Source organism: Paenibacillus sp. 37, from assembly GCF_008386395.1.
GTDB classification, from domain to species: Bacteria; Bacillota; Bacilli; order Paenibacillales; family Paenibacillaceae; genus Paenibacillus; species Paenibacillus amylolyticus_B.
In genome coordinates this window covers 3486252-3510589 of sequence record NZ_CP043761.1, presented here as the reverse complement: position 1 = coordinate 3510589, position 24338 = coordinate 3486252, and the positions used below count along the sequence as shown (strand labels likewise).

General features: G+C 42.1%; 20 protein-coding genes. 3 read left to right on the top strand and 17 right to left on the bottom strand.

Going from position 1 to position 24338, the window contains the following annotated elements:
- Nucleotides 1-7: 7 nt before the first annotated feature.
- Entirely contained in the window at nt 8-1990 is a 1983-nt protein-coding gene (locus tag F0220_RS15110) for a hypothetical protein (protein WP_105598736.1), read from the bottom strand.
- 159 nt (nt 1991-2149) lie between these two features.
- On the opposite strand from F0220_RS15110, the gene F0220_RS15105 reads away from it, so the two are divergent.
- On the top strand, nt 2150-3001 hold the full coding sequence (locus F0220_RS15105; protein WP_105598735.1) for an AraC family transcriptional regulator: 852 nt from the start codon (nt 2150-2152) through the stop codon (nt 2999-3001).
- Between the two features lie 115 nt (nt 3002-3116).
- On the opposite strand, the gene F0220_RS15100 is transcribed toward F0220_RS15105, so the two are convergent.
- The 3 genes from F0220_RS15100 to F0220_RS15090 form a co-directional block, all read right to left on the bottom strand.
- Nucleotides 3117-5435: a glycoside hydrolase family 95 protein gene (locus tag F0220_RS15100; protein ID WP_105598734.1), complete on the bottom strand. Its 2319-nt coding sequence runs from the start codon at nt 5433-5435 to the stop codon at nt 3117-3119.
- Nucleotides 5436-5721: 286 nt separating this feature from the next.
- Complete coding sequence (locus F0220_RS15095) at nt 5722-6150, bottom strand: MarR family winged helix-turn-helix transcriptional regulator (RefSeq protein WP_091019087.1); 429 nt, start codon at nt 6148-6150, stop codon at nt 5722-5724.
- A 115-nt stretch (nt 6151-6265) separates the two neighbouring features.
- Nucleotides 6266-7027, bottom strand: a complete 762-nt coding sequence (locus tag F0220_RS15090; RefSeq protein ID WP_091019089.1) for an SDR family oxidoreductase — start codon at nt 7025-7027, stop codon at nt 6266-6268.
- Between the two features lie 219 nt (nt 7028-7246).
- Between F0220_RS15090 and F0220_RS15085 the strand changes: the two genes are divergently transcribed.
- The gene (locus tag F0220_RS15085; RefSeq protein WP_181155414.1) at nt 7247-7798 is read left to right on the top strand and encodes a TetR/AcrR family transcriptional regulator; all 552 of its coding nucleotides are present in this window, start codon (nt 7247-7249) and stop codon (nt 7796-7798) included.
- Nucleotides 7799-7883: 85 nt separating this feature from the next.
- On the opposite strand, the gene nfsA is transcribed toward F0220_RS15085, so the two are convergent.
- The 3 genes from nfsA to F0220_RS15070 form a co-directional block, all read right to left on the bottom strand.
- Complete coding sequence (nfsA, locus tag F0220_RS15080; protein ID WP_091017686.1) at nt 7884-8624, bottom strand: oxygen-insensitive NADPH nitroreductase; 741 nt, start codon at nt 8622-8624, stop codon at nt 7884-7886.
- 14 nt (nt 8625-8638) lie between these two features.
- The gene (locus tag F0220_RS15075) at nt 8639-9985 is read right to left on the bottom strand and encodes an NtaA/DmoA family FMN-dependent monooxygenase (protein ID WP_105598732.1); all 1347 of its coding nucleotides are present in this window, start codon (nt 9983-9985) and stop codon (nt 8639-8641) included.
- A 115-nt stretch (nt 9986-10100) separates the two neighbouring features.
- On the bottom strand, nt 10101-11204 hold the full coding sequence (locus F0220_RS15070) for a Gfo/Idh/MocA family protein (RefSeq protein ID WP_105598731.1): 1104 nt from the start codon (nt 11202-11204) through the stop codon (nt 10101-10103).
- Nucleotides 11205-11469: 265 nt separating this feature from the next.
- Between F0220_RS15070 and F0220_RS15065 the strand changes: the two genes are divergently transcribed.
- Entirely contained in the window at nt 11470-11814 is a 345-nt protein-coding gene (locus F0220_RS15065; RefSeq protein WP_074095086.1) for a winged helix-turn-helix transcriptional regulator, read from the top strand.
- Between the two features lie 73 nt (nt 11815-11887).
- On the opposite strand, the gene F0220_RS15060 is transcribed toward F0220_RS15065, so the two are convergent.
- The 10 genes from F0220_RS15060 to F0220_RS15015 form a co-directional block, all read right to left on the bottom strand.
- Nucleotides 11888-12685, bottom strand: coding sequence for a peptidase (locus F0220_RS15060; protein WP_105598730.1), 798 nt, complete (start codon nt 12683-12685; stop codon nt 11888-11890).
- Between the two features lie 1025 nt (nt 12686-13710).
- Nucleotides 13711-14673, bottom strand: a complete 963-nt coding sequence (locus F0220_RS15055) for a sensor domain-containing diguanylate cyclase (protein WP_105598728.1) — start codon at nt 14671-14673, stop codon at nt 13711-13713.
- Nucleotides 14666-15301, bottom strand: coding sequence for a hypothetical protein (locus F0220_RS15050; RefSeq protein WP_017688455.1), 636 nt, complete (start codon nt 15299-15301; stop codon nt 14666-14668). Before F0220_RS15050 ends, F0220_RS15055 begins: the two co-directional genes overlap by 8 nt.
- Nucleotides 15291-15665 (bottom strand): response regulator transcription factor, encoded by a 375-nt coding sequence (locus F0220_RS15045; RefSeq protein WP_091016260.1) that lies wholly within the window; start codon nt 15663-15665, stop codon nt 15291-15293. The genes F0220_RS15050 and F0220_RS15045 overlap by 11 nt, the downstream gene beginning before the upstream one ends.
- Before the next feature lie 282 nt (nt 15666-15947).
- Entirely contained in the window at nt 15948-16850 is a 903-nt protein-coding gene (locus tag F0220_RS15040; RefSeq protein WP_017688457.1) for a carbohydrate ABC transporter permease, read from the bottom strand.
- 12 nt (nt 16851-16862) lie between these two features.
- Nucleotides 16863-17828, bottom strand: coding sequence for an ABC transporter permease (locus tag F0220_RS15035; protein WP_017688458.1), 966 nt, complete (start codon nt 17826-17828; stop codon nt 16863-16865).
- 112 nt (nt 17829-17940) lie between these two features.
- On the bottom strand, nt 17941-19596 hold the full coding sequence (locus F0220_RS15030) for a type 2 periplasmic-binding domain-containing protein (protein WP_091016262.1): 1656 nt from the start codon (nt 19594-19596) through the stop codon (nt 17941-17943).
- 139 nt (nt 19597-19735) lie between these two features.
- Nucleotides 19736-21277 (bottom strand): response regulator, encoded by a 1542-nt coding sequence (locus F0220_RS15025; RefSeq protein WP_105598727.1) that lies wholly within the window; start codon nt 21275-21277, stop codon nt 19736-19738.
- 13 nt (nt 21278-21290) lie between these two features.
- Nucleotides 21291-23072 carry a sensor histidine kinase gene (locus F0220_RS15020; RefSeq protein WP_105598726.1) on the bottom strand — a complete coding sequence of 594 codons (1782 nt, stop codon included), beginning with the start codon at nt 23070-23072 and terminating at the stop codon, nt 21291-21293.
- A 4-nt stretch (nt 23073-23076) separates the two neighbouring features.
- Complete coding sequence (locus F0220_RS15015) at nt 23077-24192, bottom strand: response regulator transcription factor (RefSeq protein ID WP_149846673.1); 1116 nt, start codon at nt 24190-24192, stop codon at nt 23077-23079.
- Between the last annotated feature and the right edge of the window lie 146 nt (nt 24193-24338).

Here is a 24338-nt window from a genome sequence, read left to right as displayed (position 1 = left end):
AATAAATTCATACAGGTCGCGCATAATCCCAATAGTCGCCAACAAGGCCTTCGATGATCGATCCACTGGCCCATGGCATCAGGCAAAACCAGGTGCTGGCTGGTGTACCATCCGCATATTTTTCAGTGACCAGTCCTTCCGAATGACAGAAGCGTTCAGACATCCATCCTTTTTTGCCATAGCCGAATTCTTGATCATAACGATTATAGGTCTGACACCCCCACCCGATGGTATCCATCTTACGTTGGCGAACATAATTGTCTTCCCGTTGTCCAACATAATACAACAGCTCATCTACTAGATTGCTTGACATGGGGTGAATATGCGGATTAGCTACTGAAGTAACACTTCCCCCGGAACTGGACCAGCCTAATGTACTGAGTGGCGGAATTTTAATAGGTGAGTTGTAACAAAATTTGAAGCTGAATTCATAACTGATCGCATCTCTCATGTGATCCAGATACAGCTCGTCACCGGTCAACGCGTGCAGAAACCGAACAGCTTTGATGTACGCCAGAATGCCTTCCGAATCAACAGCTTTGTCCGCATCGAGCGGAGCGCCGTAACATTCCATGTGTTGCACATAGGTGTTGTAATAGTGGGCTTCACTGCGTCTGAGCTCTTCCAGAGAAGATTCATCATGGGTTAACCAACAGTAATATGCCCTGGCAGCAAGACACCAGACTCCACTAAAAGCATCATATTCAAGACCTGCTCCGGTCCGCTCTGACAAAATGGTGGGATATTCTCCATCCGTATTCTTCGTGCACTCCAGACGATCAAGTATTGGTTTGACGTAAGCAAGCCAATCATCGTGTCTCACATTTCGAATGCGCTTCTCATAATCGTAGCTTTTCAGAATGTAGAACATCGCTTGAGCTACAAGGTAAGAGGAATGTCCTGGGGTACGCATGCCGTCGAACCACCAGCCTTTAACACTCCATATCCCATCCTGATAGGCGTCATATGGAAGTCCGGATTCGGGATTCATGGCATTCTCGATAATATTGGTAATGCAGGATAATGCCTGCTGTCGCATGGGCTCATTATCCAGTCGCAATGCAGCCATAAGCATTGGTGCAGCGATGGTCATACCATTTGTCCAACTGATTGAAATAATTTTGTTGTATCGGTAGCCACTGGTTTCAGCAGCATCTTCATATACAAATGTAGAATAATGATGATCCTCCGGAAGCCAGGCATACTCATAGATGGCATTGGACAAATCTGTTACCGTTGTCTGAATGTCACTTCCTTCTCTTGGTTTTTCGTGATACCTCTTATAGATTGTTTCCAGTGCTGGATTGATGCCCAGTTCTGATTCAGACTCGTAGTTATATAGTTCAAGTGTGAGCCCAACCGATTCACCTGCCGCAAGTTCAAAGCAATTTTCTCCAAGGGCAGCTCGTTCATGGACAAGTCTGGATTTGATAAATAACAACGGAGCATTCTCATATCCCAACGTATATCCGACCGTACCCTTTTCAATAGAACATGTGAATCCCCCATATTGCACAAAGTTTCCTTCCATTTCTGGATACCATTGCTGCTTCTGGTTTCCTGTATTGATCCAGTAGGGACTTGCGCTTAGACCAACAATCCGACCTTCATCATAGATAAGTGCAGCTGGATGAGACAGACGATCACTTCGGACCATCCACCAAGGTGATGAAGGACGAGAGCGCTTGCCCTCCCTTAGTCTGGGGAACTCATTTGGGACATTCTGGGGTGCTTCGCCCCGGTTGCGGCCATACATAAATGCAGGCAAAAAAAACCTCGGATTCTGTTTGTCCAACGGCATTTCCACATGAATAACCCCTGCCCAAGCATTCTGGCCCTCGTTGTAAATCTGAATGTCGGCTTGCCATGGGTCTTCTGCACTGCCGTGCCCGCTTGTTACTTTTACGTCAGCCTTGAGAGCATGCTTATTCAATGCCGTGTACTCTACGTTGTCCTGCACTCTACTTCTAGCCGTGAAAATCAGATCCATCTTTTCCTCCAATCGCGTTGTACACACTCGTGTGGAAACGCTTGCAATTATGTATCCTTCATGCTAGGATGGTTACATTTTATAGGTTCACGTCTGCAATTTCATTGCACAAGCGGCTATATTTATTGCGCGAAACGACAAGGAGGTCATATATCTGATATGAATGAGACTTCAGAATACCTGTTTGATCCAATCCAGAATGAGCTGTTGTACCTTCATCGCACCACCACGTATAATATGGGAACGTTTTATCATCGACATAATGCATATGAACTCTACTTATTTCTACGTGGCAATGTAAACTTCTATATTGAGAACCGTTGTTACCATTTGCAACGTGGCGATCTGCTCGTTCTTAGCCCGGAGGAGATGCACCGTTCCTTTGCCTTGGACAAAAACGAATATGAGAGAATTACCATAAATCTGAAAAAGTCATATCTGAACCGCTTGTCTACTTCTAGCACCAACTTATCCGCATGTTTCGACTACCGTCCCAAGGGTAAGGGTAATATCGTACATCTTGAAGAGGAGGAGCTTCAACAAGTGCTGCAATTAGCTGGCGAGCTTGAACAGTGTCTCTCATCAAGTGATTATGGAGCAGATATTCTGGGGAATATTTTGATTACACAGCTACTTCTTCTAACGAATCTAACTTTTCAAAATACGGATTTTGTTGCAACGGATATTATGCCTGAACTAGTTCGAAATACGATGGGTTACATTGAATGTAATCTGACGAGGCAACTGACGCTGGAAGAATTGGCAGAGGCGATGTTCACGAATAGCAGCTATATTAGTCGACAATTCAAAAAGCATACCGGACTCACGATTCGAGCATACATTCTTAGTCGCCGTATAGAGCTGTCGAAATCTTATTTAATCGAAGGTTTAAGTATTACAGAGGCCTGTTATCAATCCGGTTTTGGAGATTACGCCAATTTTATTCGCACCTTCACCAAGCAGGTCGGCACTTCACCTGGTAAATTTGTTAAATATGGAAGTCTTCTTTAAACATTGCATTGAGCAAGAACACGCCACCTCTTGCCTATATCTTATCTCAGCAAATAAAAAGAGCAAATACCGGCTATTTTGTCAGCCGGTATTCGCTCAGGTAATCGGTAATTTCTTATTTATTATTCCATTTATTCCCTTTTAATTCAATTATAGCATTGGGGCCAGGAAAGGTTAATTCTATCTTTTGGTCCAGATAGGATAAGGTAACTCTTGATTTTGCAATAGAGCGAATTCTGGTATTTAACAGACGACCATTTTCCCATTCCAGATCTAATTCAAATCCGCCACGAGCCCGAATACCACGAATATATCCTTTTGGCCAAGCTGCTGGCAAAGCAGGTAACAATCTGATTACTTCGTTATGGCTCTGGAGAAGCATCTCTGCTATCCCTGCAGTACCTCCAAAGTTCCCATCAATTTGAAATGGAGGATGGTCACAAAACAGATTGGGTAACGTGGAGGAACGTAAAAGTTCCACGATGTTATCGTGTGCAAGTTCCGACTCCTCTAATCGTGCCCACATATTGAGAATCCACGCCCTGCTCCATCCTGTGTGTCCACCACCGTGTTCCAATCTTCGATCGAGTGTTACGCGCGCTGCCTTAGCCAGATCAGGTGTGGATTGCACCGTAATTTGCGTTCCGGGATGCAAAGCGAATAAATGGGAAATATGTCTGTGGCCAGGTTCCAATTCATCATAGTCCTTACTCCACTCTTGGATCTGGCCATGTTTGCCAATGGAGGTCTCCGGTATTTTGGTTAAAGCACTACGGAGTTCTTCTCCGAATTCCTGATCTTCTTGCAATATCTGGGTACTTTCAATGCAACGCGTAAAGAGTTCTCTAATAATCTGATTGTCCATTGAAGCACCAAAACATAAAGCCCCCGACTCTCCATTATCTAATATATAGCGATTTTCCGGTGAGGACGAAGGACATATCACCCAATTACCGGAAGGATCCTCTATTAGATAATCCAGAATAAACATAGCCGCATCTTTCATCGTGGAGTAAACCTTTTTGAGAAATTGAACATCCTTATTGTATTCGTAGTGGTCCCATAGATGTAATGAAAGCCATGCTCCTCCCATGGTCCAAAACGTCGATGTCATGCATACATCCTGCGGTGCAGCGTCTGCCCAGATATCCGAATTGTGATGAGCAACGAATCCCTTGCATCCGTACATGGTTCTAGCGGTTTCCTTTCCCCGGACTTGCAGTCGATCTATAAAATCAAACAATGGAATGTGACATTCAGACAGATTGCAGCTTTCTGCAGGCCAGTAGTTCATCTGTGTATTAATATTAATCGTATATTTGCTATCCCATACAGGAAGCATGTCTTTATTCCATATCCCTTGAAGGTTTGCAGGTAAAGAACCTGGACGACTGCTTGAGATAAGCAGATAACGACCAAATTGAAAGTATAGACTCATGAGTTCCGGATCATGCTTACCAGCTCTAAGCCGCTCAAGGCGCTGATCGATTGGAAGTTCGGAATAACCAACATCTTTATTTTCATCTTCGAGATGTATATCCATCTTTTCAAATAAGGTTTGATAGTCCGATACATGATCGGCGAGCAGTTCGCTATATGGTTTTGCGGAAGCAGCATCAATTCTGCGGAGGCACTCCACTTCGAGTTGTGCCTTGGGTACTCGAAAATCCGTGCAAGCCGTGATTAGAATAGTCGCTGAATTACCATCCTTCAGAGAAAGCTGGCCGCTTGAATAATGAACCTGCCCTCCTTCAGATATAAGGCGAATCGCACAACAAAATCGGATTCCTTCTTCTCCCCCACTTCTTCCCCGGATGATCAAGTTATTCGTTCCACGCTTCTCGATCCGGTCCAGATAGGATTGGAAGCCAACAGGATGCTTAAGAATATCTGAATAGGATGTTGATTCCAGAACGGTTCCCCTGCCAAAAACAGTGGAGAAAGATAACTTTCCAGGCAAGCTAGATTTGAGATGAACAACGAGCACTTGATCCGGGTAGCTAGCAAAATATTCTCGGCTGTAAATGGACTGATCTGCGGCATAATTCACGTTTACCTTGCCTTGTTCCAGATCGAGATGTCTTTGATATCCATTTGGTTCATGTTCACTGTGATCATAAGCGATATAGAAGTCCCCTAATGGCTCATAATGTCTTTGACCGTCAGGAACACCTACCAGAGTATCTGCCGCGAGTTCTTCTGCTTCCCTAATCTTACCGTCAAAAATCAGGCTTCTGATCTGAGATAAAGATTCAAGTGCTTGAGGATTATTCCGCTGCATCGGACCACCATACCACAGACTATCTTCATTAAGCTGAATTCTTTCGATCTGTGTTTTCCCAAATATCATGCCTCCAAGAGTTCCATTTCCGATAGGTAATGCCTCTTCCCATCTTTCAGCAGGTTGATTAAACCAGATATTTTTGGTCTTCACGTTAAAACCTCCAACGAATTATAATTCCTCACATTTTTTATGTTTAGTGTGTTCCATTTGTATGTTCTTCCAGTGTACTGTAATCTCTTAAGCATCTAAATGAACAAAATTAACTTGAATTATCACAATCTTATCCCACATTAGAGTTGTAATCGTAAATTCCGAAACTGAAAGTACAAATTCTTGTTCTGGGCAAGGAAGTATAACTATTGGAAATAAAAAAAGCCGCTATAATAGCGGCTCTGTTTCGTTCATTTCATTTAGCTTACGTAAAGCTTGGCATAAGTTATAAGATATTTCGCTCCATTTGTTGCATGAATTGCCTCAATATCAGCCGATCTTCCGAAGAAATGGATTGAAGTAGTTTCTCTTGCTGCTCTCTCCATTTATACTCAACCGGTTTTTCTAATTCTTTGCCCTTATCGGTTAGAAAGATACGCATGATCCTTGCATCCTGTACATCACGTTTGCGATATATAAATCCGTTCTGTTCCAGTGATTTGACCATGTTCGTAACGGTTGGTGGTTCGCATTTCATATGTTCACTTAGTTGCATCTGTGTTACCCCATCACCCAACCACAGCCGATACAACAGATTATCTTGTCCTACATAGAGATTAAGTTCCCGAAGAGATTCACTATAGTTTCGACGCATTTGGGAGGAAATTCGATCTAAAGACTGTCGAATATCACAATCTACTGCATCTGTCGTCATGAACGGTCCCTCCCTAACATTCGAATTATATTTAGCAGACTAAATGTATCATGGGGATATATAGGTGTCAATTCACCTTTGGTAACAATGAAACCAAAGTCTTGGAAAAATGAAATTAATGGCCTTTTGCAGCTTGGCTCGCCATATCGTTAAGTTGGGTTACAAAAGCTCCTTCATTCGGGCCTTGGTTATCACGAATCATTTTAGCTTGTTCCACGAGAACTTCTTCAGCATCCGTACCGAGTAATCTTATTGTTTCTTTAATGAATGCTTCAAGTGGCATCGCATGTGGATCGTCACTAAGATCTGCCATGAGTTCTGTTTGAACCCCAGGTGGTATAATTTCTAATACTTTTACTGTTGTATTTTTAAGCAAATAACGTTGTGATAAGGTATAAGAATGGAGCGCTGCTTTGGTAGCGGAATACACTGCAGTCGCTGCGTACGGAATAAACCCGATTGAAGAAGTCGTATTAATGATCACAGCTTCTTCTTTAGACTTCAGATGTTCGATTAATGAAGACGTCATCCGAATTGGTCCAAGCAAGTTTGTTGAGACCGTTGAAACCAGAACCTCTTCGTTAATCACACCCGCAGCCTCATCGAAAAGCATGATGCCGGCGTTATTAACTAACACATTCAAATCAGGGAAGTCCTTAATAAGTTGCTCAGCGGTTACCTCAATACTGGAAAGATCCTGTATGTCCAGTTCAACTGCAGACATTCCAGGATTAGCACTAAGTACTTCCTCCAGACGCTCTTTTCGTCTACCCGAGATGATTACTTTGTTTCCAAGGTTGTGTAAAGCTTCTGCCAATGCACGTCCAATTCCTGAACCGCCACCTGTAATGAAAATCGTGTTTCCTGTGAGTTTCATCTAAAATCCCCCAATATTTGTATTTAATTCGAAAATTTATTACTGTTTTAGTTACTTACTATAGAGCTTGCACTTTAAAGTTCTAATAGACTAACCACCTTCTTAGTTTTATACTAATACAACAATAGTTGCTTTAGTAGTTCAATTGTATCCGGAACATCATTGATGAACAACCAACAATGCGAGCCTTTTGTTGGTTTAAAAAAGGGAGATAGATTCATGGGACTTAAAGTAAGAAATATTCGTACAACTCGAACAAGAGAATCCATTTTCGAGTCACTTTTTGAACTAATGGAAGAAAAAGATTTTGATAAAATAACAATACAAAATTTAACGGAGCGAGCCCAAATCAATAGGGCAACATTCTATGCTCATTTCCAAGATAAATATGAATTATTGGATGAGATTATAAAAAAATCAGCAGAAGAACTTATTCAACAACATACTAATGGTGTGTGTGCATTTACCAAAGACAATATGATGCACTTGGTATTCGCAGCATTTGAGTATCATCAACAAGTCAAAAAGAAATGTCGACGGAACTATAATAAAATTATTCCTCTTCTCTCTTCAAAATTAGTCATTGCACTTAAGCATTATTTGGATCTTTGTATGCAGGACATAAACTCTGATGAACGTACTTTGTACGCACAAATCTATGCTAACATGATTAATGAAGCAGTTACTCTGCATACTGCTGAACAAACTAAACTAACAGAACGAAGTATAGCAGAGCATATTGTGCGAATGATGCCTTCTTCATCAGAGTGATTTATCATACTTAATAAGTTACAGTCGTCAGTTTACCTATTATGGACAACTCTAAAGTTCAGGAAGATTGGATTTATCGTAAAGCTTATTTTTTGGCAAAACCTTGCTTGTTCAAGTAGGCCATCATTTGCGGATTAATACTTCTCTCGAGGTGATCCTGGATATGGTCACTCCATCCTTTTACTTTTTTTACGGTGAAAGGAGCTCTCGTCGGACGATTTTCATAATACTTCAGCATGGTCTCATCATAGATTGCCAATTTCTCTTGATCCATCGGTTGGTATTGATTATCAAGCAATACCATGGATTGAGGGAGGCGAGGTTTCAGTTCCGGCTTATCTCCAGCTGGATTACCGATACATAATCCCACCAGAGGGATAACATATTTAGGTAAATTCAATACGTCAGATAGTTCGCTAATATTGGCTCTGACCGCACCAATGAACACTCCGCCAAGTCCCATCGATTCAGCCGCGGTTAACGCATTTTGTGCCATCAGGCCGGCATCGAATGAACCAATCAACAGAAATTCAATATATTCAATATCCACATCCGGAGCGATTTCATGATTTCGGTTGAAATCAGCACAGAAGACCCAGAATTCTGCCGCTTCTTCAATATAGGGTTGATCGACACAGAGATGTCTGAGTTTTTTTCGAAGTACTGGATCTGTGATGCGAATAATGGATACCGCCTGAAGAAGACTGAACGATGAAGTTTGATTCGCTGCCTGAAATATTGCATCTATTTGTTCCTCAGTTAGGGGTTGAGATGTGTAAGAACGAAACGATGTATGGTTATGAAGCAATTCGAGTGTGTTATTCATTAAAAAACTCTCCTTTATTCGTTGATTCCATGTTCCTGCAATCCGTATTCGTAAGGAACGCCCATATTCTCGCGTAGTGTTTTTCCTTCATATTCCTTATGGAACAAACCGCGCTCCTGCAAGATAGGAACTACCTGATTCACAAAATCTGCAACGCCATCAAAAGATACATCGGGCACGACTGAGAATCCGTCACATGCTTCAGCCAGAAACCATTCTTCCAAGAAGTCAGCAACCTGTGTCGGAGTGCCTGCAACGACCGGATGATAGTTGATGACCCCGTGAGCGAGAACATCCCTTACAGAGAGTCCTTCTTTTAATAACTTTAAGGCTCTTGGAGAACGTGGGTCCATGGGGTTGGCATATGCATTTTTCAACAAGCCTGCCGCTAAAGGTTGATCTATATCTACTGAGTTTACCGATAAGGGTAAACCAACCATGGATCCGAGGTAACTTACCCTGCTGGGAATTTCCTGAGGATTAAAGCTCATAAGCTGTTTCCGACGATCCAGAGCTTCTTCCTCCGTTGAAGCCAGAGAAAACATAAAACCTGCAAACATTTTGATATCATCGGGGTTTCGACCGAAACGGGCAGCACTTTGCCTTATCGCTTGTCTGTGTTCACGGGCAGACGTAATATCATAAGGATTGGCGTACACTCCCGAAGCATATTTCCCAGCTAATTCTACTCCTTCACCTCCTCCCCCTGCCTGGAAAATCACTGGCTGGCCTTGCTCAGAGGGCGGAATGGGCAAAGGACCACGAGATGCGTAATATTGACCCTGAAGGTTTATAGGCTGGATTTTGTCCATATCCGCAAATTCCCCTCCTTCTACATCTAACGTCCAAGCGTCTGGTTCCCAACTCCCCCACAAGGCCTGAACAATTTGTATGCTTTCATGTGCCTTGTCATAGCGTTCTTGGCGATTTTCAACCCTGGCACCGAAATTAGCCCCCGCTAGGGGGTCGGATGTGGTAACCGCATTCCATCCCACACGTCCATGACTGATAACATCCAGTGCTTTGAACTGACGTGCAATGTTGTAGGGATAATTAAATGTTGTAGAGAGGGTAGCAACAAGCCCGATGTGTTGTGTCTCTCTTGCTACTGCCATCAGTGCCAACATGGGGTCCATAGGGAACATAGGCGTCTGTGGGCCTAAATTGTTGGATAATCCTGGAGTGTCAGCGATGAAAATCATTTGAAATTTTCCTTGTTCAGCTAATTTAGCCCGTTCTACATAACTATCCATATTGGTGTAAGCTGCAGGATCCGTGCCAGGCATTCTCCATGCGCTAAATTCGGCTCCATAACCCGAAACCATCTGTAAAGCCAGTTGCATTTCACTTCTTTTTTTCATAACGATTTTCTCCTTCGTTCTGGAAAGGCACAAATATGTGTAACCTTTCTATCGTGCGAATATATTTAGCATGCTAAATATAGGGATGGATCAGCTTTTGTTCTCTTGAGTGAGGTTATAGATATTGACGTTCACCGGTCTGGGCTGATTTCTCGACGGCATCCAGTAACTGATGAAGTTTCACCGCATCCGCGAAAGTAGGTGCTAAGGTAGTACCTTCTTGAATATCCTTGGCAAACTTACGATAAGCCTGAGCCATGTTCAGAACAAATCCGGAGTCGTTATATAGAGAATGTGGAGCCGAGTAATAGGCATCGGGAATGGTTAGTTCACGAAGCTCGTTGTCCGTAGATCCTGCACCGCGTAATTGATGTGATCCGAATTGAATGGATGCAGGAGCGCTCAGAACAATCGTGCCATTGTCTCCGAAAATTTCAAGTGTGAGTCCTGTCTGATGTTTGACTCCTCCTTGAATATGAACGCTGGCTGCTGCACCATTAGTCAATTTTCCTGTAATCATGATCTGATCATCTGTTGTTTTCTTGATGACTTTCTGAATATCTACCAATTCAACTTCTGAAAACTGTTGAGCTGTGGTGGCAGACAATTCTGTAAAGTCCCCAAGCATGTAAGTGAAGGCATCCAGATTATGGCCCCCTACAATGGTCAGCAAGTTCCCTCCAACTTTCCGGTCATACAAGTACGCAGTCGACTTGTCACCAACGCCACCCATGCTATCTATAGAGATCTTCAGGATGGCAGACAACACTTTACCGACATAACCTTCTGCCAATAAATCTTTAACATATTGAACGGCCGGGGCTTGTCTAGCCTGTAATCCAATCGCATTTGGCAGTTGTGCGGATGCTACCCATTCCTGTATTTCAAGCGCTTCCTCTGTATTCGACCCCAGTGGCCATTCACAATAGATTGGTTTGCCAGCAGGCACGACGGCTTTCACGGCGTTATAATGTTCCTTGACATTAATACTGACAACGACCATATCCACATCAGGATGCTGAGCCAACTCCTTCATATTATCAAAGCCGTGATCTGCATAGAAAGCTTCTGCGCTTTTCTTTGCACTCACCATATTACTTGTCCCAACCGCTGTAAGCTCGAACTCATCCAAATGCTGAATAGCTGGAATATGTGTTCCACTCGCCCACCCGTTATTAATGGATGCCCCTATGATACCTGTACGAATTTTTTTACTCATTGTTAAACATCTCCCTTGTTAAAATTTACAGTATGATCGAATATCGGTTTGTCTCCAGCCCTTATCAGTCACTCATTTCTATGATATATTTATTTAGCTTGCTAACTATTCAATCGAGATAAGACTAATTATTCTTTCACATATTAGTAAACTAAAATTGTTTTGGTGTTGACACCATCATAGATGTATTTGTTTTGTTAGCAAAGAGGGCAATTTAAATGAACATAGTACATCTTTTTGTACCTTTGGATCAGGAGTGATATGAATGAGAGTTTGCAATGAAGGATTTGAACAAGAGTTTATAGATGGAAAAAGTGACATGTACGCCATAGCTTTTACTCAGAATGTCCTTTCTGGGCGTTGGAAATATTTTATCTTATGGTACCTAAAAGACGAAACACGGCGATATACGGATATCAAAAAATTCCTTGGAGATCTGTCTCAAGGCTCCCTTACAAAGCAGCTTAAAGAGTTGGAGAATGATGGTGTTATTCAACGCGATGTATATCCGGAAGTTCCTCCGCGAGTTGAGTATTCGTTAACAGACAAGGGAATGAAGTTACTACCAATTCTTGAAAAGATGGAGGACTTTGGCAAAGAATACGGCTAAACAACTTAATTGAAATGGATAGCTTAACCCAAAAAAGCCGCAAATTTAGCGGCTCTTTTACTCTGAAAAATTTCTATTCTGCTTTATAATCAGTAACTACATCAAATTCTCCAATGATATTGTCTCCTTCTACATCATACAAATGAATCGTTCGAACAGTACCATTCACTTGTGTTTGTGCTAAGGCTTCTTCGATGGTAGTGATTTTAGGTGTAAGATCTTCAGCTTTTAGATAACCCTCGATTCCATTGGTGCCAATTGCAGCAATCAAATCGGGTTCAACCCCAATGATTGGTTCAGATAATGCTGAGCCATAGGTATCGCCCTGTGAATTGACATCATATTTAGTTTGAAGCAATAATTCGTGAATCGTTTCCGATGTTTCAGTGTTGTTTTCAAATAAAGCATTTGATGAATTTACGTTCGATAACTTTAAGTTTGGCGATTTGTATCCAGTATAACGAGTGTATCCATTCCCATTATAGAATTCACCTACGTTCTGAGCATAATACGTCGTTTTAGTCGTTATTCTTGGAGAGTAGACAAAAAAACTAGAGGTTTTCGACGTATTATATGTCATGGAACTTGAAGCTGTTAAGCTTCCGCCAGATGTGTACAATCTAGCCATAGTTCCCATATATCCATTTGGAACACTTGCTGAAGCCTTCACTGATGCAACGGCTTCAGCAGTCGTACCTGTAGTGAAATTTCGAGTCCATACTTCAGATGTGAAAGTGTACGTGTGTCCCTTAATTTTGGGTGTACTATACGGTGAAGATGCAGTATTAGCCAGGACTGTTGAAGATGCCAAAAATAACGATAGAATACAAATCATTACCGTACTAACTTTCTTCGTTTTTCTCTTATTCATAGTTTATCCTCCTCATAATAAAAAATATTTGGATTATAGTTTCAATCTTTAATCCCTCTCTGTAAATATATTAAATTTATTGTAATAATTAGATTTATTTCCCTTTTATATCATAACATTGTTCCAATTTTTTTGAAATAGATTCGCTAATCTTAACCTTTTGACACCTTGCTCCGGAATTCACGAATCGCTCCTTTTCAGCTCTGCCATTCGATGTGAGTCTCTTCCTTATGACTGGATGTCTTATGATATACTTTATTAACAGGCATTTTAATGGATGGAACCATCTGGTCTTACGCTTCGTATTTTAATCCATATGGTGATGGCGTATGTATACAGTTTGATCTTCTACAAAATGTTCAAACCACGTAACCCTTCATAAAGTATGTATTCTCAGCCAGCATAGGCAAATCAATATGATCAATAGGCTTCCATATTACTTACCTTTGTTAAAGGGGGGATGATATGTTTTTCTTCTTTTTCTTTCTGTTGCTTGGAATGCTTGGTTTATTCTTTGGGGTTAGAGCACTGAGACGACCTAATTCATGGCCTTTTAATCGTACGAAGGATGAACTTCATGAATACGATATGATGGGTATCAAGTTTAGAGGTGTTTTTCTCCTTGCTTTTGGTACTGTTCTGACTATCGCCTCTTTCAGACTTCTCCTTATTTAAAATCCAAAAAAGCCGCTCGTCGGCGGCTCTCAATGGGGCCATACTTTGGTCCCTCTCAATATTGTGGTAGCAACATTAATCCTATGGTTTAATATTAGCTTGCTGACCATCAGGAGCCACCGACTTATCTTTCGTCTTCACACCTCTGCGCTTCTTGTACCCTTTAAATATGTACACTCCTTTATAAGTATTACTGGCTGAATGATTACTTCATTACTCAATAACTACTCTCTCATCTTCATATGTAAAAAAATATTATTCATAGAAAAAACGTATTTTTTCTTATGTTAATTGTATAGACAAATAAAGTTGCTATTATAGCAACTTTATTAAAAGACATTTTAGATTTCTTAAGCATCTTCAGGCTCATAAAATCCATAACCATTCTTGCCATTCTTTTTAATCTTGTACATGGCTCCATCCGCATGTCTCAGAAGTTCGGAAGGCTCCTGTCCATGCTTGGGAAATAGGCTGATACCAATACTCATCGAAAGGTTGATATAGTTTCCGGCAATTTTGAAATGGGTACTGAATGCAGCTTCCAATCTTTTGGCGATAATTTCAGCATCATGATCATCTTTCAGATGGCTTAAAATGATGAATTCGTCCCCGCCAAGCCGAGCTACAGTGTCCGCACTTGGAATTGTTTCGCTTAATCGCTTTGCCATTTCCAGCAACACTTGATCGCCAACATGGTGTCCATATGTATCATTAACTTGTTTAAACCCATCAGCATCCACAAACATGACGGCTAGTTTGCTATGGTTTCTTTGGGCATTACTGATGGCCCAGGCAAGACGGTCATTATAAGCAAGACGATTAGGCAGACCTGTAAGTGGATCATGCAAAGACAAATGCTTGCTGATTTTCTCGGAGATTTTGATTTTGGCGTACTCCGTCTCCAGCTCTTTGATCAGATTTTTAAGTTTATAGACCCTTGTATTCACGTTTGTCATATCACTGATTTGAATGAGGGCATAACTGCGATCTTCCAAATAGAGCGGGTCCACATTCATGTTTTGTCTTAATAAATGCTCATCTTCGCCTTCCTTCGGAAGAATAAAAGCCTTATGTAGAGCACTTGAGCAAAATCTGCTTTGTCCATGATACAGCGCATTTTGCAAAATATTCAAATACACATTCGACTTAAACCTTGGGCATACTTCAAGCAGATTCAAGCCAACTACTTCTTCTTTATTTTTGCCTGTAAGGCGTTCCAACCAGCCATTCCACACAACAACTTTCAATTGTCTGTCCACGATCATTATTCCCATATGGGCTTTGTTCAAAGCTTGTGAAATAAGATTATCCATTGTCCGCCTCCAACAAAGCGTCCATTTTGGCCAGCAGGCTCGATATGGAGTTCATACTTAATGCTATGACAATGATACCTGTCACATCCGTATCGGCAAGTAAAAACGAGGTATGTAAAACCAGGACATAGACTTCATTCTGAAGCAATATTTGTTGATCGGAATTGGTGACATAGATCAGTTCAATATCAGGCAGGACGTATTCCAGTTTGATCTCCAGGAAATTACCAAATTCTCCAATAATGGCGTTAAGCAGGACATTGCTAACTTCCTTCAAAACGTCCAAATCCGTGTCCATCAGGTTCGGATCGTTCGGTATAACGCTCTCACCCAGTTCTCCAAGACAGATGTTTGCCAATACTTTAGCCTGCTCAACAGGAAACATCAGAAATGCTTTCCCCTGAAATTCGTAGCCAAACTGTAAAGATGACCTAAACAGGTGACCTTCACTAAAGAAAATGTTGTATCTTCGATCTCCAGGATCAACATCGGATATGGAGATTAGTTCCACTTCCGGAATATTCAAAACGATGCGCTTGTCCACAATCTCCGACAACATGTTAGCCGCTTGTCCCACGTAAACGTTTACTAGTTCAGTAAGTAAATCCTTCTGTAAATCATTCAGCATGATAGGCCGCCTGAATCAGTTGAATCATGGTCGTTGCCTTCTCTGCGGTTAACGGTTTATTCAAAAAACCAGAAATGCCTAACATTTCAACTTCATCCCTAGTTGTCTTCTGAATATCTGCAGATAAGATAATAATTTTGACATTGCTATCCGTTTCTCGAATCATTCGAAGCATTTCTTGTCCGTTCAAACCAGGCATCAGCAGGTCGGTGGTTATAAAATCAGGTTGAAATTCCTTAAATAGGTTGTATCCTTGCTCTCCATTGTTAGCAATCTGAATCTCGCATGCTGGAATATGATCAACAATCAGCTTTGTAAGCAATTTCTGTACGAAAATGGAGTCTTCTACGATTAATACTTTCATTTTCTCTTCAGTCTCCTTGATAAAATGGTAAGAGCTCGGGATGGTCAGGCGCTGTGGACAGTTCTTGATATAGGGCTTTCGCGCGCAGTGGCACCCTGAAAAGAGACTGACTGGTGAATCAAGTAAATATAAATTATAGTAACTTTAATTTAATTGTCAACAACATTATTGAATAAGGTAGATTCGTGTGCAATTGACTTACTACCGCCCGCCGTTTAAAAAACATAAAAAAACGGTCACCTAGTGACCGTTTTTGATCGGTTATCTGGAACTGCATTAAGTTTACTCTTTTACCCCTCCAAGCTGCAAGCCATGAACGAAATACTTCTGCAAAAATGGATATACAACCAAGATGGGTAATGCGGCAACAATCGTAATCGCTGCCCGAATAGATACAGGTGTGACCATGTTACGCGCAGCGCCAAGATCTGCACCATTGGCAACGGCTGCACTGCTGTTGGAATTCATAGAAGATGATAATAGTTTCATCAACTCATATTGCAGCGTGCTCAGGTTTTGTTTGGAAGATGCATACAGAAACGTATCAAACCAAGAATTCCATTGACCGACTGCAATGAACAGTGCAACAGTAGCGAGAACCGGTTGGCACAGCGGTAGAATAATGGAAATGAATGTTCTGAAATCTCCAGCACCATCAATTTTGGCTGATTCGATCAATCCCTCGGGTAGTGTCTGGATATAAGTTCGAATAACAATCATATTAAAGGCACTGATCAGCCCAGGAATAATGTACACCAGGAAGTTGTTTAACAAATGCAAATCTTTCATTAGGAAGTAAGTTGGAATAAGACCTGCACTAAAATACATCGTAAGAACAACTGTAATGGTAATAGGCTTTCGTAATATATAATCTTTTCGGCTTAGTGTGTAAGCCAGCATGGAGGTTAAGAATAGACTTAAAACTGTCCCCAAAACCGTTCTCGCCACAGATATACCAAAGGCGCTGAAGATGGTCCCTCCTGCAAATACTGCTCTGTAGTTTTGATCTGTCCATACCCGAGGCCACAGATAAATCCCACCCCGGATGGTGTCATTACCGGCATTGAATGATACGGCGAGTGTATTCACAAACGGATACAGGGTAACAATCGCGATTGCGATCATCAGTATACCATTTAACGTATGGAAGACAATCGGTTCAAGCCGAGATTTATTGATTCCCATCTCTAGTCCCCCTTATATTAATCGGTCTTCCCCGAGCCGTTTGGAAATTGAATTCGCCGCAAAGATCAGCGTGATACTAACTACTGTTTTGAAGATACCTGCCGCAGTAGCCAAAGAATAATTCCCGATCTGTAGTCCGTATTTCAGGACAAATATATCTATCGTCTGTGACCAGTCGACAACCACACCATTACCTAACAGATACTGAACCTCGAATCCAGCTTCCAAAATCCAGCCCATATTCATGATCAGCAAAATGATAACAATGGATTTGATTCCGGGTAAGGTCACATACAGCATTTTCTTATATCGGTTCGCACCATCAATCTCTGCCGCTTCATAGAGGGAAGGATCGATAGACGTGATGGCCGCCAAATAAATAATGGCATTCCATCCAACTTCTTTCCATACATGGGATGCGCCTACAATGCCCCAGAAGTATTCTGGAACGCTAAGCCACATGATAGGTTCTTGAATGATATGCAGCTTCATGAGTACCACATTTACAATCCCACCATCTACAGATAGTGAACTTGCTACGATACCTGTCACAATAATCCATGAGAGAAAGTGAGGTAAATACGATATTGTTTGAATAGTTCGTTTATATAACTTATGTTTGATCTCATTAAGTAAAATGGCAAATATAATTGCTGTCGCAAATCCGAGCACCATATTGATGACACTCATCGCAATGGTATTACGAAGCACGTTAAGAAATGCATCGTCTGTTAACAAAAACTTAAAGTGTTTGAGCCCGACCCATTCCTGCTGGGTGAAACTCTTCGCAGGACTGTAATTCTGAAAGGCCATAACCCAGCCCCAAATGGGATAATACGAGAATACGAGAATGTACGCAACGATGGGCAATGACATGAACATGAGTTGTCTTTGTCCGCGCAATCGTTTTAACAGTGGTGCTTTGGGTACGACTGTACGGGTAGTTTGCTCTGGTATGGCTCCAGGCGTGTTCGCCATCTTTCACTCCTCCTATTGGCTTGCAGCGACTTTAAGCATGATGTCCCCGGAAGGCACTCGCCTGAGTAATCCTTTGGTTGATACCTTCCGAGAGAATCATTGCCGCATTTTTTTATTTAACAGACCAGTTCTCGATTCTCCATTTCAGTTGGTCATTAATTCGATCTTCATAGGATTTAACATCGATCTTCTTGTAAGCGTCTACATATTCAGTCCAAATGTTATCGAACTCATTCGGTTTTGACATGATTGCTTTAGGCAAGAATTTCAATGAAGTGTCTGTCATTTGTTTGTTCGCTACCGCAGCATCAGAGCCTTCTTTCAGATCGACCTGCCATGCTGGATAGTACACTGGATTTTCTGGTGCAGGAGAGAAGAAGTCACTCCACGTTTTGAAGCCGTATGCATCCAGAAGTTCTTTATCTTCCGGTTTGAGGTTGTCATAGAATTCCTCAGGTTGGTTGATCGCTCCAATTGCATTACCATCTTCAAATGTTCCTTCGAGCTTCGGTGCAGCAGCGTAGAAACCTTCAGCTTTGTTAACCAATCTCCATGCTGGATCATCCTGCTCTGTCCGTTGCTCTGGTGTACGATAGAATCTTCCCTCTTCATTCACTTGATAGTCTACACCCTCTTCACCCCATGACAAGAGCTTCTGGTACTTCTCGTCCATAAGCTTATCGAGGAATTTGATGAGTGCGACAGGGTCTTCGGCATCTTTACTGATACCAAAACCATTGTTCAAGTTAATGACCGGACGATCCAGATAATGATCTGTGATACTTGTATCATAAACAAGCGGGAAGCCTACGTATGTCTGGCCAATTTTCCCTTGTGCTACGAGTGGGTCTTCGCCAGCTTGGAAATTCCAGTGCTGGTCGAACATACTAAGCACACGTCCCGAAGAAATTTTGGCCAGATATTGATCATAGTTCTGAACAAAGGCTTCTTTATCCAGCAATCCCTCGTTATACAGATTGTTTAGTTCTTTATAATACCGTTTGGAAATATCTTTGTCGGCAAACACGGTTGCGACTCCACCGTCATCTACAACTACGCCCCCGTCATTGGGATGACCCGTGAGATGTTCAGGTGGGTTAAGCAAAGGGAACGTCCGCCAGTCTGAAGCCAATGTAGTGAAACCAATCGTCGGTTGACCATCAATAGTTGGATTCTTGGCTGCATAATCACGGATCAACTTTGTGAAATCATCCAACGTTTTAGGAGTCGGGTACCCGGCATCCTTCAGTATGGACTTTTGGATCCAGAATGCAGGACCAGAATAATAGTTACTAATGAACTCCCCTGTATACACTCCATAGTTAGGCAACCAGTAAATATGTCCGTCACTGGAATCTTTCATCCGGTTCCAGTCTTTACCGAAATGTTTCTTCAGATTAGGTGCATGCTCTTCAATGAGATCTTCGAGCGGAATAACCGCACCCGCTGAGACCAACTTGGTGTCTGCTGTGATCAGATCCGGGAAATCGCCCCCGGCAATCATAACGCCCAACTTCTGTTGAAGATCACCTACTAGAAACTCCATCTCAAGATTAACGCCGAGTTCATCCTGGATCTTCTTGTAGATTCGGTTATCTTTAGCTGGCGCCTGATTTGGCGTTCCGATAAAGGCCGTGATGTTCAGTACCTCTTTCCCATCCTTTGTAGTCGCTTTCTCATTGTCACCGCTGCATCCTGCCAGTGCCAAACTCAAAGCCAGAACGAGTGATACGGAACCCCAAAGCTTCTTTTTCTTAAGTCCCCCCATGTACTTGCCCTCCTTGGAAGTGGTATGTCTTACTGTTTTTAGTATGAAGAAATGTATGCGGTTACAAAATATATACATTTAAGGTCTACCCCCCTGTAATTGTAGGTCTTAATCAGGAGGGGTTCTTCTTTTTCATGGATCAATTCGTATACTTTTGCCTGTATTCTACTGGTTTCATGGCTGTTCGTTTTTCGAAGTGTCTGAGAAAATGCTGGTAACTGCGGTACCCTACCTGCTCTGCAATCGCACTTGATGTTTGATTTGTCTGCTTGAGCAGACACTTTGCTTCTTCCATTCTTAGATCATGTACTACCTCGATTACACCCTTACCATACTTTCGCAAAAAGGATTGCCCTAAATGGACAGGATTCACGTAGAATCGTTCTGCGAGCTCCTGGATCGTAAATGTCTCTCTGTAATGCATCTGCACATATTCAGCAACCGTCGCCTGGATGCCACCCATTTGTCTCTCCCGGAAAATTGCCAGTTCTGACTTGCATTGCAAACAGAAATGTTCCAGATTGTTAGCAACCTCTTCTATATTTCGATGGCCCTTTTCCAGAAATCCGCTCGCAAATTCATTCATTAGAGCATTAGGTTCTCCTCCTAATTCTCTACACAGGGACAGTCCGCGGAATATAATATGGGTAGAGAAAATATGTACAATCTCTGGCGCAGCCTTCATCTGTACAAACAGTTCAAAAGCACTCCAAATCGCAGACGAGAGTTCCTCCACAGAACCGTTTTCAAGCAAATCGCAAATATGGTCCACCTCTGACAGCGTTTCCGGATCAAACTGCCAATTCTCCAGCTGAATATCTTCGGCAAACAAAAGACGCTCTTGGTTAAAAAACAAATAACGCCCAACTTCCTGAGCGGAGCGGAAGGATTCAGATAAATGCTCCAATTTGTTGACCGTTAATCCAACCGCGATATGAATTTCTTCGCAGCCGTTATGTTGCATATTGTTCATCAAACGCTGTGTAAAAGCTTTAATTGCTTCAAATGTCTCATTTCTATCATTCGTTTCCTCCCCCCATACAAGTCCCAACGAGTCTCTTGTTCTGTCTATTACATAACAGCAGGTTGTTTCTTCAGCCGTTTGTTCGGCTACTGAACAGGCTTCCTGAATATCTCCCTGAAAGGCTATCCGCAGGTAAGCCCAATGTGACTTGGTTAAACGAGGAAGGATATCTGACATCTCCTCCTCCGATATATTTTGCTTATCCTTTATCAGTGCAGACAAAAACGCTTTGATCCTTTGCTCGTTTGCATGTTCCCTTATACGCTCCTGGTTTTCACGCTCCTGCAATTGCATACGGAGACGGACCAACATATCCTCTGCTTCTGTACTGTCAACCGGTTTGGTTAAATAGTTGGAGACACCTAATCGAATAGCTTGTCTGGCATAATTAAAGTCACTGTATCCACTCGTGATGACAAACAGCACAGACTCATGTTCCAATCGTCGTGCTTCTTCTACAAGTTCCAGCCCATTCATCACAGGCATACGAATGTCTGTCACCACGAGATCAGGCTGATCTTGTTCCATCATCCGAATGGCTTCCTCACCGTTGGCGCACACACCTCTGATTTCAAAACCATGCTTTTCCCAATTGATCAGAAGCTGTAACCCTTCAATGGCATACGGTTCATCATCAACTAACAGTACTTTATACATGAGAGTTTACCTCCTATTTCCTCTGTTCCAGTTTGGAGATCGGTATACGGTACCCTGCAATGGTTTCCTTTCCAGGTACACTGCTTAGATCAAATATCGCATTTCCTTCATAAAAGAGTTCCAACCTTCGATAGACGTTGCGGAGTCCAACATGCTCGCCGTTCCTGGCTCTTTCAGAACGAATATCTCTCAAAAGCTCCGTTAGTCTCCCTGCATCCATACCGATTCCATTATCGATCACCTGAATAACCAGTTCAGAAGCGTTGCGTATCGCCGTTATCTTAATCTGTCTTCCATTTTTTCGCGCCTGCAAGCCATGTTTGCATGCATTTTCAACGAGCGGTTGAATACTCATGCGGGGAATGAGCAACGAAGCAGCATCAGGATCAACCTCGAAGGTATAATTAAAAAGCTCCCCGAAGCGAAACTTCTCAATCTGGAGATAAAGATTCGTAAATTCCAGCTCTTCTTGCAAAGGAATCAGATTGTCAGAATGACTGAGCAACTGTCTCATCAGCTTGGACAGACTTTTAATAATCTCAATGACTTCCGTATATCCATTCTTTGTACTAACGACCAGCAAGGCATTCAATGTGTTAAATAAAAAATGGGGATTCATCTGACTCTGGAGCATGGACAATTCAGTCCTCACTTGATCCAGCTCCAGATCTTTTTGACGGATTTCCAGTTTATATACGTCATTAATCAGCGTATGAATTTTACCAATCATGATGTTAAATGTACGAATAAGCCCACCAATTTCGTCGCGCCCTTCGTGAATTTCAATCAGATCGAATCGTTCGTTACGAACCTTCTCCATATGTCTGGATAGCTTGCGAATCCGATAGTGATAGGAACGCAAAATAATGTAGATCAATACAGAAGGGACCACGATACTTAATGCGAGCAACCCCAGAATTGATTTAAAGGCTTCTTGTAAAAGGTGGTCAAGGTGACGCGTATCGGCAACTCCAATCAATTTCCAACCCTTTAGGTAGGCTAGATTCCCCAACGATTTTTCGAGCGTGTAAGCAGAACTGCCAGATTCCTTGAGTATTGATTCATTATCAAGGGGGGATAAGTCGGTTTCGCTGAATTCTCCACTTGAAACGACAGTTCGATTGTTGCTGTCCACCAGACGCAGCTGAAGACTGTCTGATTCACGATTTAAAATGCTATACACCCGGCTAAGTTCCAGATCAATCTTGGAATACTTGTTGTAATTGGCATAGGAAGTATAGGTATCCATTTTGCCAATTACACTGATTCTTCTTCCCGCGTTAAATCCGGATGGCTCAATATAATCAACGACAAGAATGCCTCCACTGGTGGATTTCAGCTGTTTCAATCCAGGGAGTACATTCTTGTCTTTCATTACAATATAATGACTGCCCGTCTGAATGGTATCGTTATCCGTATAGATACGCACCTCCAGAATATTCGCTGACATGTACCGTGTTAATTTATCTCGCAGGAATGCATGGTAGACGTTGTAATAATCCACGGGGGAGTGATAGGTCCGATCCAGTGCCTCATAGAGCGAATCGTCTGCTGCAATAATTCGGCTCAGGGCAACGCTCTCATCAATCATGCCTAGCAGTTCCCCCGCAGCCCTGTCGATGGATTTGCGCAGATTTTCCTGTTCTCTAATCTTGATATCCGCAGAGGTTCGTTGATAAAAGAAGATATTAATCGTTATTACAGGAAGGAGAATACTAAGTACATAAATAAGCAGAAATTTGGATCGGAGAGGAATATCATTAACCTTACGGAACATCCAGAATTTATGACGCATATGATCACCCTTGGTTTTTGTTTTTATAGACTGACGGAAGTTCCCCTGTATGCGCTCTGAACTTTTGGGTGAAATATTCAGCATCATGATATCCTAGCCTGAATGCAATGTCAGTGATCTTCATATTGGTACGTCGCAGGAGTTTACGGGCCTCCTCAACACGAAGCTGGTGCACATAGTCACTGAAACTGACCCCCATCTCCCGCTTGAACTGTTGACCCAGGTAGGCAGAATTCACGTGAATACGATTAGCTACATCTTGTAATTTAATTTTACTTCGATAGTGTTGCTTCAATTCATTCACTGCTTCTGCAACCAGTCCTCCCGTACCCGCCTTTTGCTTCGATTCAGATTGGGAAAGTTGCTTGGACAGTCGAACACACAGGTCTTGCAATGTGCCGGAAGACCAACTCGCAGCCTCATGCCATTCTTTTTCACATAGTATTTCTCTGCAACCCTCTCTTTTCCCATATTTTCGTAGCAACTCCCCATGGATATATCGAATGACATGATGTATCCATTCCAACGAAACCTCTGCTTTCTCACTCTTCTCTAACAGTCCACTCACTGCAATATCGATGGAATACGTGTTCTCTGCTTCAATCAACCCCAAGATCTCTTTGGAGATGTTCATCATTTGCTCTAAATCATATTCTTCGCTTATTCGATATTCATTAAGATGATTTTCATAGGCTTCATCTGTAACCATGACTCCATTTTGCTGTTTTTGCTCATTTCTGCGTTTGTCCAGAGGTTCAATCATTTCCATAAGGATTTGATGAATTTCCTCGGGAACAAGAGGTTTAAGCACATACTGATCGACCTGATACCGTATGGCTTGCTTCGCGTAATTAAAATCGGAGTATCCTGTAACGATAACAATTTTAGAGGTATAAGCGAGATCTTCTCGCAAGGTGTGAATCAAACCGAGACCATCCATAACAGGCATTTGAATATCAGTGACGACAAGATCCGGTTCAACCGAGTTGAACAAAGCAAGTGCTTCCTCCCCATCCGTGGCCGTCCCGCAGAGTTCATATCCACAAGCTCCCCAGTCAATCATCGTTCTCCATCCTTCTAGCATAAACGGCTCATCATCCGCGACAATGACCTTGTACATTAGCTCACCTCTCTTTTATCCTTGATCAGCTGCATGTATTTTATCTATAGGTAGATTCCAGTTGTTCTGAAAACGCTAAACAGCAGAACAACAGCAGGATTGTTGTCTGCTCGCACAACTTGTAGAATGAAATTTCTACCAGTCTC

What these genes read in the sequence shown, in the direction of transcription:
- F0220_RS15065 (WP_074095086.1), top strand. Translation starts at nt 11,470, where the DNA reads ATGAGAGTTTGCAATGAAGGATTTGAACAAGAGTTTATAGATGGAAAA.
- F0220_RS15085 (WP_181155414.1), top strand. Translation starts at nt 7,247, where the DNA reads ATGGGACTTAAAGTAAGAAATATTCGTACAACTCGAACAAGAGAATCC.
- F0220_RS15110 (WP_105598736.1), bottom strand. Translation starts at nt 1,990, where the DNA reads ATGGATCTGATTTTCACGGCTAGAAGTAGAGTGCAGGACAACGTAGAG.
- F0220_RS15105 (WP_105598735.1), top strand. Translation starts at nt 2,150, where the DNA reads ATGAATGAGACTTCAGAATACCTGTTTGATCCAATCCAGAATGAGCTG.
- F0220_RS15040 (WP_017688457.1), bottom strand. Translation starts at nt 16,850, where the DNA reads ATGGGAATCAATAAATCTCGGCTTGAACCGATTGTCTTCCATACGTTA.
- F0220_RS15045 (WP_091016260.1), bottom strand. Translation starts at nt 15,665, where the DNA reads ATGAAAGTATTAATCGTAGAAGACTCCATTTTCGTACAGAAATTGCTT.
- F0220_RS15070 (WP_105598731.1), bottom strand. Translation starts at nt 11,204, where the DNA reads ATGAGTAAAAAAATTCGTACAGGTATCATAGGGGCATCCATTAATAAC.
- F0220_RS15075 (WP_105598732.1), bottom strand. Translation starts at nt 9,985, where the DNA reads ATGAAAAAAAGAAGTGAAATGCAACTGGCTTTACAGATGGTTTCGGGT.
- F0220_RS15060 (WP_105598730.1), bottom strand. Translation starts at nt 12,685, where the DNA reads ATGAATAAGAGAAAAACGAAGAAAGTTAGTACGGTAATGATTTGTATT.
- F0220_RS15015 (WP_149846673.1), bottom strand. Translation starts at nt 24,192, where the DNA reads ATGTACAAGGTCATTGTCGCGGATGATGAGCCGTTTATGCTAGAAGGA.
- F0220_RS15035 (WP_017688458.1), bottom strand. Translation starts at nt 17,828, where the DNA reads ATGGCGAACACGCCTGGAGCCATACCAGAGCAAACTACCCGTACAGTC.
- F0220_RS15090 (WP_091019089.1), bottom strand. Translation starts at nt 7,027, where the DNA reads ATGAAACTCACAGGAAACACGATTTTCATTACAGGTGGCGGTTCAGGA.
- F0220_RS15020 (WP_105598726.1), bottom strand. Translation starts at nt 23,072, where the DNA reads ATGCGTCATAAATTCTGGATGTTCCGTAAGGTTAATGATATTCCTCTC.
- F0220_RS15030 (WP_091016262.1), bottom strand. Translation starts at nt 19,596, where the DNA reads ATGGGGGGACTTAAGAAAAAGAAGCTTTGGGGTTCCGTATCACTCGTT.
- F0220_RS15055 (WP_105598728.1), bottom strand. Translation starts at nt 14,673, where the DNA reads ATGGATAATCTTATTTCACAAGCTTTGAACAAAGCCCATATGGGAATA.
- F0220_RS15025 (WP_105598727.1), bottom strand. Translation starts at nt 21,277, where the DNA reads ATGTATAAAGTACTGTTAGTTGATGATGAACCGTATGCCATTGAAGGG.
- F0220_RS15050 (WP_017688455.1), bottom strand. Translation starts at nt 15,301, where the DNA reads ATGCTGAATGATTTACAGAAGGATTTACTTACTGAACTAGTAAACGTT.
- nfsA (WP_091017686.1), bottom strand. Translation starts at nt 8,624, where the DNA reads ATGAATAACACACTCGAATTGCTTCATAACCATACATCGTTTCGTTCT.
- F0220_RS15095 (WP_091019087.1), bottom strand. Translation starts at nt 6,150, where the DNA reads ATGACGACAGATGCAGTAGATTGTGATATTCGACAGTCTTTAGATCGA.